Below are 13,338 nucleotides of genomic sequence, written 5' to 3'. Positions count from 1 at the left end.
TCGAGAGCAATGAATCGGGTGACAGCACTCTACCACTGCTATAAAAACAAGACATATGTTGTGAGTTGCGTCTTCAACTCAAATTTCAGGGGGAAAAAAAATGCTCACGCCTGACGAATTTGATAGCTTTGTGCAGTTCTTGAGGGGAATTAGTTGATAATAGCAATTCCCGGAATCTTCGCAAACTTTTTTCAACACGTTCTCTGGTAATTTCCGGGATTTTATACTTTTTATAAGCAACTTCAGCACCACGAGTTTGCAAATATTTTAAACTTTGATCAATGGCTGTTAACAAAGCTTTTTTATCTGCTATTTTTTCATTATCTCCACCATAAATCCTCTCATCTAAACAAGTACCATCATTTTCACAACAGGTAACTGGAACTCTGGGGATAAGTACTGGTAATTTTTTGGCATTTTTGCTTTTCAACTCATCTGGTAATTCCCACTTTTTGACCAGACATTCTGGTGAAATGATTTGTTGATTTGTAATTTGGTTAATTTGTTGTTGTTGATATTTAATCGGTTCTAGAGGAATCAGAAAAGTGCCTAAAAAAAATAGGTAAGCTGATAGTAGTGTTCAGGATTTTTTTCATGAAATGCAATTTTTTATTAATACATATTTATTGAATTGACAATCACCAGTTCCTAATTAATTTTATTCATTCATATTGTGATATGTAGCAACTGCGGAAGGTGAGATTCGATTCAAGTAACGGAAAATCCAGTATTTGAAAATAGTATCTAAAATTACTGGAAATGTAGCAATGAATAAAAAGATAAAATCACGATTTGCAGGTAATCCCCAATGGCGTGATATTCCTTCTAGAAGTACTTCCCAACCGTGCGGAGAGTGGAATCCGACAAATACATCAGTAAACAAAATTATAATAAATGCCTTCGCGCTGTCACTCAATCCATATACTATATGATCAAAGAAATCTTTGAGGACGGAAATAGAAGACTTACTAATAATTAACAGCCAGATAAAAGCACCTACAGAAAAAATATCGGCAAATACATTTTTAATTGCATTGGAACTTTCAGTACTAAATTCCTCTGCTACCTCTTGGGCTTTCTCTCTCATCTGATTTTCTATCTCTTCCAAAGATATAGGTGGTGCATTACTAATTAAATTTTCAAACTTGATTCTTTCTTCAAATCTTTGGATTTTCTCTAGTGCTTCTTCTTCCATTTCTGAATTGAGGAATACTTGCACTGTTGGTGAAGTTCTAAATTTATCTACTAATGGTCCAACTATTAAAGCTTTTGTTAATTGGTGGGTTAAAAGCGGTATGATGATTAGTAGTAATATAAATCGAATCGAAATAATAGTTCTTTTTTGCGTCTGACGGAAATTGTTAACTACGTCTCTTTCTGAATTTGGATCTAATTCAACCTGGAGACGAGTAATGGTACTTAAAATTGAACGCGGTAAAACCCCTGTTGTATCAGCTTTGCGTTTGGGTTTTTGTTCGCTATTTGGAACTGAGGATTTTGGCTTGATTGATTGATTAATAGCTGCATCATCTGCTACTATTATAGATGAAGATGATAAATTGGGAGTGCTTGTTTCTAGATAATCGATTGTGTACTTGGCAATGACTAGATCAATGAATTCTAGCTTTTCTAAAACTGAAGTAGAACTGGGATATTCAATACCTACTTTTAAGGCTGCTTTTTGCTTAGATTCGTTGGAAAACCAACGACTGGCTTTAAACTCTGTCAGCCGCATTCGCGCATTTTTTAATAATTTTTTTAACTCTATTTCCAAATAATCCATGACACTACTACTGTACATAGCAGAGTCAGAGCTTATTTTATTACCATTAAAATGCTTGTCTTCGATGTCCTTAATCTTTAATGCTGTTTGATACGCTTCCTCTAAAGAACGTTCTGGTGTCTGTAAATACCATCTGTAAGCAACTAGCAATGAAGAGTATATTTTTTGACTAAACACAGAGTTTCTCATCGTAGATGATCATCTAGTATTGTTTGCTGATTCGTAACTTTAAGTTAACGCAGGAAGTATAATAACAAATTTATAAGGAGTCTATTGGTGGTTTCTGAATCTGTTTGGATTGTTGGTACTAGTCGCAGCGGTAAAACTACTCGTATAGCCGAGATGTTTTGTCATTGGCTACAAATTGACAACCAAGATATAGAATCATTTGATACGAAAACTCCAAACGAGAAAAAAGCTAAAAGTACAAAAAAAACTTCAACCCTCCGACAAGCAGAGCCGGGAGTTTTAGTTTTAGCTGCTAATGATGATAATCGCCGAGAATTAGCTGATAAAATTATTACGTTAACTTCAGGAAAATATCCAATTCGCGCTAAAACAACTTTGGGTTTTTTTCAGGATGAAGTAATTTTATTTTGGCCGTTATTAATTGAATCATTACAAATTAAAGCACAATTTCCAGTGAGATTGCGTCCAGAAACTGAGCAGGAATTAGCAACAAAACTTTGGCGCTCTCAGTTAGACGCAGAAACTTTGCGACGTGCGGGATTAAATGAGAATCGTTTGGTGAGACGGATTTTGGATTTATGGCAATTGGGGGCTTACAGTGGTATAGGTTGTGAAGATATTACCCAGATTTTAGAAAGTGGTTTACAGGAAAATACTAGTAATTTAGAGCCAGAATTGTTAGGAGCTTTGCTGCTAAATTGGCGTAATCGGTGTTTAGAAAGAGGATTGCTGACTTATGGGCTGATAACGGAACTTTACAACCAGCATTTGTTAACTAATAGCGATTATCAGCAGCGCCTAAGACATCGCTATCAGGCAATCATAGCAGATGATGTAGATGATTATCCAGCGATCGCTCACAACCTGTTTGAATTACTTTTAGATGGCGGTGCAGTTGGCGCTTTTAGCTATAATCCAGATGGTGCGATACGCTATTTATTGGGTGCAGATCCTCAATATTTGCAAAGACTAGCACAGCGTTGTCGGGTAGAAAATTTAATTGGTTCTCCAACAGATAGTTTGGCAGCTACATTGGTGAAACCGATGGTAGAATTAGTCACAGAACCGATGGCGATGTTCAGTTTAAGTGCATCTGTGCAACCCATTCAAACCGCTTCTCGCGCTCAACTATTGCGTCAAACAGCAGAAGTAATTATTGATGGGATTAAATCTGGGAAAGTCGAACCAGAAGAAATTGCCATAATTGCACCAGGGTTAGATGCGATCGCACGTTATACTCTCATAGAAATATTAACTAAGCAGAATATCCAGGTAGAATGCCTTAATGACCAACGTCCTTTAATTAGTTCACCAGTTGTCAGAGCATTACTCACCTTACTGACTTTAGTTTATCCTGGTTTGGGCAGACTGGTAGACCGGGATGCAGTTGCAGAGATGTTGGTTGTCTTGAGTCAAAGTAACACCGATCATGGAGAGAAACAAGAATTTATTGATCCTGTACGCGCTGGGTTAATAGCAGACGCTTGCTTTGTTCCCCACCCCGACACACCGCATTTGCTACCAATTAAGAGTTTTGAACGCTGGGATAGAATCGGCTATGGGGCGAGTAAAGCCTATGATCAGATATTACAGTGGATAGAACAACAGCGATCGCAACATCAACCGCATCTTCCCTTGACACCTATTTTTCTGATCTACAAAGCCATTCAAGACTTTGTGTGTAAAAATAACAATCCTCCCTATGAAACACTAGCAGCATTACGAGAACTACTAGAAACTGCTCAACACTACTGGGAAGTAGACAATAGATTAAGACAAACCGGTAAAATCTTACTTTCACTCCATACTCAACAAACCCTCACCACCACCATCACCGAATTTATCCAACTGCTGCGGCGTGGTACAATCACAGCCAATCCCTACCCCGTGCGTCCCATTGGTAGTGCGAGAAAAGCCGTCACCTTAGCGACTATATTTCAATACCGTGCTAGTCGAAAATTTCACAGATGGCATTTTTGGCTAGATGCTGGTTCACCGCTGTGGGCTAAAGGTGGTGCAGCTACTTTGTTTGGTGCTACCTTATTCCTCCGCGACAGGTTGGGAGAACCTTGGACAGCAGCAGATGAACAATTAGCAGAAGAGCAAAGATTAAAAAGAATTATAGCAGATTTACTAGCTCGTGTTTCAGAGAAAATTTATTTGTGTCACAGTGATTTAGCTGTAAATGGACAGGAACAGTTAGGGCCTCTGTTACCTTTAGTTCATTCCTGTAGTAGCAAAGTGCTGAGGTAAGAATTCAGGAGTCAGGAGTCAGGAGACGCTACGCAGATCTATGGCTTACGCCACGCTGCGCTATCGGTTCAGAATGCTTATGAAATTAAGAATAGAGAGAAGTGAGATTTTATCAAAATCATCAAAGTTGACTAAAAAAGCCTTTATTCTCCTGGCTTGGAGTATTCTCTATCCTGAATACTTACGTGCTGAGTATAAATACATTTCTCTAAGGCTTTAAAAAATCAACACTTTTACATAGCAATGTTAAAATATTCGGGTAGAAATTCTCAAAGTCCTTTACCGAGGAGCAAAATTATTAATTCTTGATGAACCTACAGCAGTTTTAACACCTTCCCAGATACTATCATTAATTACCATTTTACGCCAACTTGCTAATAACGGAAATACAATTATTTTTATTAGTCATAAATTAGAAGAAGTGATAAATTTATGTGATAATGTCACCGTTTTACGTCGAGGAAAAGCTGTAGCCACAATAAATACTCAAAATACCACATCTCAGTAATTAGCAGAATTAATGGTAGGACGAGAAGTAGTTGTAAATTTGCAGAAATCTCCAGCATCTTTAGGAAAGTTATTGTTATCGGCAGAAAATTTACAAGTTACAGATGATAGAGGTGTGAATGCTGTTAAAAATGTCTCATTTCAGTTGCGGGAAGGGGAAATTTTAGGAATTGCGGGAGTAGATGGAAATGGACAGCGAGAATTAGCAGATGCAATTGCAGGTTTGCGAACTATTAAACAAGGTAAAATTGAATATAATTCCGAAATTAATAAAGATATAAAAATTGGTTATATCCCCGAAGATAGGCAAAAAATGGGATTAATCTTACAATTTAATATTGGACAAAACTTGATTTTAAATAATTTTAAAAAGTTACCATTTTGTCGGCGGTTTTTATTACAAAAACAAGCAATTAAAAATAATGCTGAATTAGCAATGCAAGCGTTTGATATTAGAATTAATTCTGAAGATGTTCAGGTAAGTCAACTATCAGGAGGAAATCAACAAAAGGTAGTTTTAGCGCGAGAATTAGCAGGAGAACCGAGTTTAATTATTGCTATGCAGCCTACTAGGGGTTTAGATGTGGGTGCGACAGAAGTAGTACATACTAAATTGTTAGCAGCAAGGGAACGAGGGGCGGCTATTTTGTATATTTCCACAGAGTTAGAGGAAGTGATGGCGATTAGCGATCGCATTGCGGTAATGTATAAAGGTGAGTTTATTGATATTTTGGATGCACAAAAAACTACTATTGAGGAAATTGGTTTATTGATGGGTGGAGGAAAAAATGTCAATTAAACAGATAAAAAAATTGCAACTTAATACACACAATATCCTAATTTTCTAAAATATATTTGCCAATAACTTTTTTCAATTCATCAGGGGCTTCAATAGCTATAGCTGCACCTAAATCTGGACGAATAACCCACCACCAAGTTAAAGTTTCTAACTGACTAGGTGGTTCAGAATTAGGACACCATTCAATATAACCTTCATTAACACCAATCAGATTAGGACATAACATATTACCTATTTCTACCCGTTCATCTAGCTTTTCAAATTGTATGATATTTTCCCAATCTACTTCATTGGTAATTGAGGTTAAAATTGATTGCACATCTAAAGTTAACATTAAACTGTACCTCCAAAAGCTTTAATAACCCTAATCCCAAAGTCCTGTTGTTCTTCAAAACTTTGATTTCCTACCCATTGTCTAACTGTAATACTATCTAAACCCGTTAAATTAGATTGAATAGAATTGTAAAAATTTGTAATTTCTTGATGGATGGTATCCCTCCCATGTTCTAGTTTAACAAGATTACCTGTATTATGGATACTTTGCGCTCCAAATTTCTGTAAATTAGAAGTTGTTTGTCCGACAATATGATGCCAAGCATATCCAGTACCAGCAGAGCCTATAATTCTTTTAAATTCGCTAAATGAGTGAAAACCTTGTCCTGGCCTTCTAGGAGGAATAACTGTTCTTAATGATAGCTCTTTTTCCAAGATTTTAGCTATTTCTTGCCTGGTTTCGTCTGTCACTTTTTTAAGGGTAATTAATTAATGGAGTTTAATCCTATGTTATTCTTAATAGCTAGTTGATAATAATATCATGTTTACAGCTAATAGACTTAAACGAACATTACTAATAATATCACCATTAATTGCCATTGGTTTTGCTCTTTTTGCTGGTGCAATTCTCATCTTACTTGCTGGTGCTAATCCCATTATTGCATATACCGCATTATTTCAAGAATCCCTTTCTAGTTATTTTGGTTTTGGTAACACACTTACCAAAATGACTCCTTTATTATTTACCAGTTTAGGAGTTTTAGTAGCTTTACGTGCTGGTCAATTTAATATTGGTGGGGAAGGACAAATTTATTTAGGGGCTTTAGGAAGTAGTTTAATCGGTTTATATATTCAAGGCATACCTGCATTTATTCATATTCCTTTAGCCTTATTTTTGGGATTTATTTTTGGTGCATTTTGGGGTTTAATTCCTGGTTATCTCAAAGCGATAAAAGGAGTAAATGAAGTAATTACAACTTTGCTGTTAAATTACATTGCTGTAAATTTAATTAGCTATTTAGTCCAAAATCCTTTAAAAGCACCAGCCGCACCTAGTCCTTATTCAGAATTAATTGCCAAAACTGCCCAATTACCAATTATTTTACCCGGAAGTCTTGCTCATGCAGGAATTTTATTAGCATTAATTACGGCGATAATTTTATGGATTTTATTAACAAAATCGCCTTTAGGATACCAAATTAATGCCGTCGGATTTAACCCTGTAGCCGCCCGTTACGCCAAAATTTCCGTAGAACAAACTATTATGTTAGTCATGGGTTTAGCTGGTGGTTTAGCAGGTTTAGCAGGTGCTTGTGAGGTGATGGGTTTGAAATATCGGCTATTTGAACAAGTATCACCTGGTTATGGATTTGATGCGATCGCGATCGCGATCGCATTTTTAAGTCGTGGTAATATCTTTGGTATAGTGCTAACTTCCCTGTTTTTTGCTGCTTTGCGTAGTGGTGCAAATGTCATGCAACGCAGCGCCGGTGTACCCTCGACTATAGTTTATGCTATTCAAGGTTTAACAATATTATTTATTGCGATCGCTTTAGCTTTAGAATATCGAGTAAAAGAAATTAAAAATTAATTACGAATTACGAATTACGAATTAGGAATTATGAATTAGGAATTATGAATAACTTTTTTTCAGATTATTTAGTCGCTAGTTTACGAGTTGATCAATTAGTGTCGGGTTTAGCTATTAATTTAGTAGCATCGGGAATAACATCATTTTTAGCCCGATTAATATTTAATGGTAGTACCCAAAGATTACCAGGAATTGAAGCGAGCATAATTCCCGGTTTCTCAAAAATTCCGATTATAGGAAAATTACTATTTCAACAAGATATTTTTGTTTATTTACTATTATTGCTAATTATCTTAACTACATATATTTTGTATTATACTAACTTTGGTTTAACCTTGCGAGCAGTGGGTGAATATCCCCCAGCAGTAGATACCGCCGGTTTATCTGTGTCATCAGTGCGTTACTGTGCTGTGATTATTGGTGGCTGTCTTGCGAGTTTGGGGGGTGCTTATCTTACATTAGTGCAGATTAGATTTTTTGCCGAAGGGATGAGTGCAGGAAAAGGATTTATTGCGATCGCAGCGTTAATATTTGGTAAATGGCATCCTTTTGGCTTCTTTATTATTTGGTGCTACAGAAGCTTTACAACTGCGAATTCAAGCTTTAGGTGCGAATATTCCCTATCAATTTTTGCTGATGTTGCCCTATATTATCGCTATTTTGGCATTAGTAGGATTAGCCGGCAAATCCACACCCCCAAAAGCATTAGGTATTCCCTATCTTAAAGGTGATAGCCAATAAATACTTCTATCCTTCAAGAATAACACTGTCCGCTCGCTCATATCTTAGATTAAAGAATCCAGGGTGTCTTTAGACCTGAGAATATTTACAATAAAGAAGAATAGCAATCATTCATCATACACATCAAAAATCATGGGAATATTCGGATTTGGTAAAAAGTCGGGAATGCCTTCACCTGAGCAAGCTTTACCCGGACGCAAAGAAGTAATGCGAGTACCTGCACATCATTACGTTAACAAAAATCCCCTCAAAGCACCTTTTCCTGAAGGCTTAGAAACAGCCATGTTTGGATTAGGCTGTTTTTGGGGTGCAGAACGTAAATTTTGGCAACAAAACGGAGTTTATACTACTGCGGTTGGTTATGCTGCCGGTTACACACCCAACCCCAGCTATAATGAAGTATGCAGCGGGCAGACTGGTCATAATGAAGTAGTGTTAGTTGTATTTGACCCCAAAGTAATTAGTTATACTCAACTGCTAAAAGTTTTTTGGGAAAGCCACAACCCCACCCAAGGAATGCGTCAAGGTAATGATTCTGGTACTCAATACCGTTCGGGAATTTATGTTTATTCAGAAACGCAAAAGCAACTAGCAGAAGCATCGCGGGACGCTTATCAAAAGGCACTCAACGGTGCAGGCTATGGACAGATTACCACAGAAATCTTAGATGCACCTGAATTTTACTATGCTGAAGACTACCATCAACAGTATCTAGCTAAAAACCCAGGTGGTTATTGTGGTTTAGGTGGTACTAATGTTGCTTGTCCAGTGGGTATTGCTGAAGCGACTGTGAATTAAAAGCAGGTGACAGGGAACAGGTGACAGGTGACAGTGCTAGAAGCCTTTTATTGTCTCAGTTTTAGCATTGGGTGATGTCCTAAACGCCTTGTCCGTTGCTATAAAAGCAGTTTTCAGGAAATGGATACAGACTAGTACCGCAAGTCTGTATCTGTAGTTTAAACTGGAACTACAAATTTCTCGCTGCCAGCTAAATCAAAAGCAGCGTGAATGACTTGCAAAGCTTTCACCCCTTCTTCTTGTGCCACAACACAGCTAATTTTAATCTCCGATGTGGCAATCATTTGAATGTTGATTTGGTGTTCTGCTAAAGCCTCAAACATTTTGGCTGCAATACCTGGTTGTCCTACCATACCAGAACCGACGATACTAACTTTAGCGATCGCACTATCTAAGACTACTTCACCCCATCCGATCTGTGCCGCAACTTGTTGTAATTTAGCTTGGGCGTTTTCTGCATCCATCCTCGCCACGGTAAAGGCTATATCCCGCCGAGGAATGCCATCAACCACCCGACAACGCTGGGATTGAATAATCATATCAATGCTGATGTTATACTCTGCCAGTAGCCCAAATAACCGCCCTGCCATGCCGGGAATATCTGGTAATTGACGAATAGCCAAACGAGCTTGATTCATGTCTAAAGCCACACCACGCACTGCGGGAGAATTGACAGCAGGGGGAGTCAGGGAAGTAGAGGAAGCGGTGATTTCAAAGCCTCTACAAAGTGCTACAATTGCGCGATCGCAATCAACTGCATCTACCAAACAACTAACTTTCACTTCACTGGTAGAAATCATCTGAATATTCACCCCCGCTTCAGCTAAGGTAGCAAACATCTTAGCGGCAACCCCAGGACGACCAATCATTCCTGCACCAGCAATACTCACTTTTGCCGTATCTTTTTCTATTATTACCTCAGCTTCATCAGAGTTCGGTTGATTTCTTAATGCTGGTGCTATGGCGGCGGCTACGGCTTCTGCTCTTTTTAATATTGGTGTATTTACAGTAAAAGCAATGTCATTACTATTACCTTCATGAATTGACTGAATAATCAAGTCAACGTCTACATTTTGCCGAGAAATTTCTCCAAATAACCGCGATGCTACACCTGGCTTATCGGGAACACGCAACAAAGATACTTTTGCTTGGTCGCTATCAAATTCTACAGCATCAACAGGACGAGCTAATTCTAAATTGACAAGGGATCGCTCTGGACTATGAGGCGTTGTTACCCAAGTCCCTGGCTGCTCCGTCCAACTTGAGCGTACCACCAAAGGCACACCATAATTCCGAGCAATTTCCACAGCGCGGGGATGCAGCACTTTTGCGCCTAAACTTGCCAATTCCAGCATTTCATCACAGGTGATTTCGGTCATCAACTGAGCTTCTGGGACAAGACGCGGATCTGTAGTTAAAATCCCTGGGACATCGGTATAAATTTCACAAAAATCCGCTCCGATTGCTGCTGCCAAAGCCACTGCGGAAGTGTCAGAACCACCACGTCCCAAAGTGGTAATTTCTAATTCTTCTGTGCTGCTGATACCTTGAAATCCAGCCACGACAACAACCTTACCTGCCTTGATTTGCCGCATCAAGCGTTCAGTTTCAATATGTAAAATCCGAGCGCGAGTATGTTCAGCTTCAGTAACAATTCCTACCTGAGCGCCAGTCATAGAAATTGCAGCTTGTCCAATTTCCTGCAAAGCCATACTTAGTAAAGCAATGGTAACTTGCTCCCCAGTGGAAAGCAGCATATCCATTTCCCGACGGTTAGGACTTTTAGAGATTTCGTTAGCAAGTTTCACAAGTCCATCGGTGGTTTTCCCCATTGCTGAAACAACTACCACCACCGAGTTTCCTGCTTTTACAGTTTTGTTAACTCGCTGTGCAACAGCTTGAATGCGTTCGACTGAACCAACAGATGAACCACCGTATTTCTGAACTATGAGCGCCATAACTGTAAATCTTTTAATATTCAATCAATTGTGCTGGCTATAATCAACACTCCCGTCGGGAAGCCTTGAAGTATGACCAGATATTTAGATTAAATTAACAGAAACAGCGATCGCACAAACCAGAAAATTTAAATTTCCTGATTACTTTGTAATTAATCCACATCTCAACCAAAACGACCATTTACGTAGTCAGCGGTCTTTTGCTGCACTGGTTGATTAAAAATGATCTCAGTTCTATTAAACTCTACCAATTCCCCTAAATACATAAAAGCCGTATAGTCAGACACACGACTTGCCTGTTGCATATTGTGAGTAACAATCAAAATCGTTACTGTTTGTTTGAGTTCAGCAATCAATTCTTCAATACTAGCGGTAGCTATGGGGTCTAGGGCAGATGTTGGCTCATCAAATAGAATAATTTCCGGGTCAGTAGCCAAAGCACGAGCAATACACAACCGCTGTTGTTGACCCCCAGAAAGATTAAAAGCTAAATCATGCAAGCGATCTTTTACTTCATTCCACAAAGCCGCACTACGTAAAGCTTTCTCTACCTTCTCATCAATAACTGCACGTCTAGATTCACCTCTTACCCGCAAACCATAAGCCACATTTTCATAAATAGACTTCGGAAAAGGATTAGGTCTTTGAAATACCATACTAATCCGCATCCGTACCTCAATGGGGTCAATTTTCTTACCGAGCAAATTAATCCCATCTGGTTCTAAAGCAATTTCCCCTTGATAGCGATTTCCCGGATAAAGATCGTGCATTCGATTGAAACAACGTAACAAAGTGGTTTTGCCACATCCAGAAGGGCCAATCATCGCTGTTACTTGTTTCTCACCTACGGACATATTAATGTCTTTCAGAGCATGAACAGTGCCACCGTAGTAGAAATTCAGGTAATTAACAGAAGCTTTGATAGGTCTGTTTACAGTTGAAGATTTAGTTTCTACCATTTGATTGTTTTGCGTAAACGATAACGGATATACATAGCTACAGAGTTCATAGCCAAAGTAATGACAATCAGGACAACACCTGCGGTAGCTGCATTTACTTGAAAGTCAGCCTGGGGGCGAGATATCCAATCGAACATCTGTATGGGCATGACTGTGAATGGGGCAAGTAACCAAGAAAAGGAAATATAAGGAAACTGCCCTGTAAATGGCGGTTCTGGTAAAAAAGCAATGAATGTCAGCGCCCCAATGGTAATTAGAGGTGCAGTTTCACCAATAGCCCGCGCCATAGCCACAATAATCCCAGTAATAATTGTACCTGTTGAGTAAGGGAGAATATGATCCCAAATCATTTGCCACTTGGAAGCACCTGCTGCATAAGCAGCTTCGCGGATACTATTGGGGATAGCCCGCAAAGCCTCACGGGTGGAAACAATTACTACGGGTAAAACTAATAATGCCAAGGTTAACCCAGCAGTAATAACACTTTGACCAAGATTTAATCCGTAGACAAATACTCCCAAAGCTAGAAGTCCGTAAATAATTGAGGGAACTCCGGCTAGGTTGGTGACGTTAATTTCAATTAAATCAGAAATCCAGTTTTTTCGGGCGTATTCTTCTAAGTAAATCCCCGATGCTATACCTATGGGAATCGCTATGAATGCTGTTACTGACATTACTAATAATGTTCCTACCCAAGCAGAGAGAATACCTGCCTCTTCCGACTTGCGACTAGGAAAGGAAGTCAAAAATTGCCAGGAAAGACGCGGTAAGCCATCACTAGCCAAGTCAAATAACAGCGCAACTAGTGTGGCAATACCAACCAGCATTGACAAAAAGCCAATGATGTTGAAAATATATTCTGACCGCTTATTACGGGCAATAGTCTTGCGGACTTGTTGAATATTCAGAGTTGTCATGTTGATAATTCGTAATTCGTAATTCGTAAAATCTTCTCCCCCTGCCTCCTGCCTTCTGCAAAGTCTATTAGACATCTCCGAAAAAGAATGTAGAGACGTTCCATGGAACGTCTCTACTCTCTACATTTATAGAACTTACGCAAGAGTCAGGTTTTGCGTAAGTCCTGATTTATTAGGGAATAGGGAATAGGGGAAGGACTCAGCACTGTTCTAGTGACACGCCAAGGTTTAAAATTAGCCAATGTATAACAGGCGGTTTTCAGCCTGTGTCCTAAAATCCAAAATCCAAAATTTAAAATTGATATGACTCATTCTACAGATATAGCCACTTTAGCCCGTTGGATGGCGGCTGATTTTAGCAATCAAGCCCAAGTTTTTGAGAATCCGGCTTTTTTTGCCCATATTCGTGTATGTATGCGTCCGCTTGATTTTGGGGTATTGTCAGGGGTGAGTTTGTTTGTGGAACAAGCTTATGACTATATGCTGAATAAACCCTATCGGGTGCGGGTGTTAAATTTGCAGACAGTAGGGGATAAAATCCATATTGAAAACTATACTGTCAAAGAAGTC

The 13,338-nt window shown here is 38.8% G+C and carries 10 protein-coding genes and 3 pseudogenes; 6 read left to right on the top strand and 7 right to left on the bottom strand.

Annotated features, from left to right (window positions below):
* Positions 1-85 precede the first annotated feature (85 nt).
* Complete coding sequence (locus A9Y75_RS01115) at positions 86-430, bottom strand: hypothetical protein (protein ID WP_071187435.1); 345 nt, start codon at positions 428-430, stop codon at positions 86-88.
* Between the two features lie 228 nt (positions 431-658).
* Complete coding sequence (locus A9Y75_RS01110) at positions 659-1,972, bottom strand: proton extrusion protein PcxA (RefSeq protein WP_071187433.1); 1,314 nt, start codon at positions 1,970-1,972, stop codon at positions 659-661.
* Positions 1,973-2,059: 87 nt separating this feature from the next.
* On the opposite strand from A9Y75_RS01110, the gene A9Y75_RS01105 reads away from it, so the two are divergent.
* Both A9Y75_RS01105 and A9Y75_RS01100 read left to right on the top strand, forming a co-directional pair.
* Positions 2,060-4,225 carry a hypothetical protein gene (locus tag A9Y75_RS01105; RefSeq protein WP_071187431.1) on the top strand — a complete coding sequence of 722 codons (2,166 nt, stop codon included), beginning with the start codon at positions 2,060-2,062 and terminating at the stop codon, positions 4,223-4,225.
* Positions 4,226-4,481: 256 nt separating this feature from the next.
* A pseudogene (locus tag A9Y75_RS01100) lies at positions 4,482-5,531 on the top strand (ATP-binding cassette domain-containing protein); the annotation flags it as partial.
* A 37-nt stretch (positions 5,532-5,568) separates the two neighbouring features.
* Here the strand turns inward: A9Y75_RS01100 and A9Y75_RS01095 are convergent.
* Both A9Y75_RS01095 and A9Y75_RS01090 read right to left on the bottom strand, forming a co-directional pair.
* Positions 5,569-5,865 (bottom strand): hypothetical protein, encoded by a 297-nt coding sequence (locus A9Y75_RS01095; RefSeq protein WP_071187429.1) that lies wholly within the window; start codon positions 5,863-5,865, stop codon positions 5,569-5,571.
* Entirely contained in the window at positions 5,865-6,239 is a 375-nt protein-coding gene (locus A9Y75_RS01090; protein ID WP_236721293.1) for a hypothetical protein, read from the bottom strand. Before A9Y75_RS01090 ends, A9Y75_RS01095 begins: the two co-directional genes overlap by 1 nt.
* 106 nt (positions 6,240-6,345) lie before the next feature.
* Between A9Y75_RS01090 and A9Y75_RS01085 the strand changes: the two genes are divergently transcribed.
* From A9Y75_RS01085 to msrA, 3 genes and pseudogenes are all read left to right on the top strand, one after another.
* Complete coding sequence (locus A9Y75_RS01085) at positions 6,346-7,395, top strand: ABC transporter permease (protein WP_071187425.1); 1,050 nt, start codon at positions 6,346-6,348, stop codon at positions 7,393-7,395.
* A 65-nt stretch (positions 7,396-7,460) separates the two neighbouring features.
* Positions 7,461-8,136: pseudogene (locus A9Y75_RS01080) on the top strand (ABC transporter permease); the annotation flags it as partial.
* 132 nt (positions 8,137-8,268) lie between these two features.
* Positions 8,269-8,934, top strand: a complete 666-nt coding sequence (msrA, locus tag A9Y75_RS01075) for a peptide-methionine (S)-S-oxide reductase MsrA (protein WP_071187423.1) — start codon at positions 8,269-8,271, stop codon at positions 8,932-8,934.
* A gap of 158 nt (positions 8,935-9,092) precedes the next feature.
* On the opposite strand, the gene A9Y75_RS01070 is transcribed toward msrA, so the two are convergent.
* From A9Y75_RS01070 to pstA, 3 genes are all read right to left on the bottom strand, one after another.
* Entirely contained in the window at positions 9,093-10,892 is a 1,800-nt protein-coding gene (locus A9Y75_RS01070) for an aspartate kinase (protein ID WP_071187421.1), read from the bottom strand.
* A 164-nt stretch (positions 10,893-11,056) separates the two neighbouring features.
* The gene (gene pstB / locus A9Y75_RS01065) at positions 11,057-11,851 is read right to left on the bottom strand and encodes a phosphate ABC transporter ATP-binding protein PstB (protein WP_071187419.1); all 795 of its coding nucleotides are present in this window, start codon (positions 11,849-11,851) and stop codon (positions 11,057-11,059) included.
* On the bottom strand, positions 11,845-12,768 hold the full coding sequence (gene pstA, locus A9Y75_RS01060) for a phosphate ABC transporter permease PstA (protein ID WP_071187417.1): 924 nt from the start codon (positions 12,766-12,768) through the stop codon (positions 11,845-11,847). Before pstA ends, pstB begins: the two co-directional genes overlap by 7 nt.
* Before the next feature lie 303 nt (positions 12,769-13,071).
* Here pstA and A9Y75_RS01055 point away from each other — a divergent pair.
* A pseudogene (locus A9Y75_RS01055) lies at positions 13,072-13,335 on the top strand (chromophore lyase CpcT/CpeT); the annotation flags it as partial.
* Positions 13,336-13,338 lie beyond the last annotated feature (3 nt).

Source organism: Trichormus sp. NMC-1 (genome assembly GCF_001858025.1).
Classification (GTDB): Bacteria; Cyanobacteriota; Cyanobacteriia; order Cyanobacteriales; family Nostocaceae; genus Anabaena.
The sequence above is the reverse complement of the archived record's forward strand: the minus strand, read 5'-3'. Positions and strand labels throughout refer to the sequence as shown.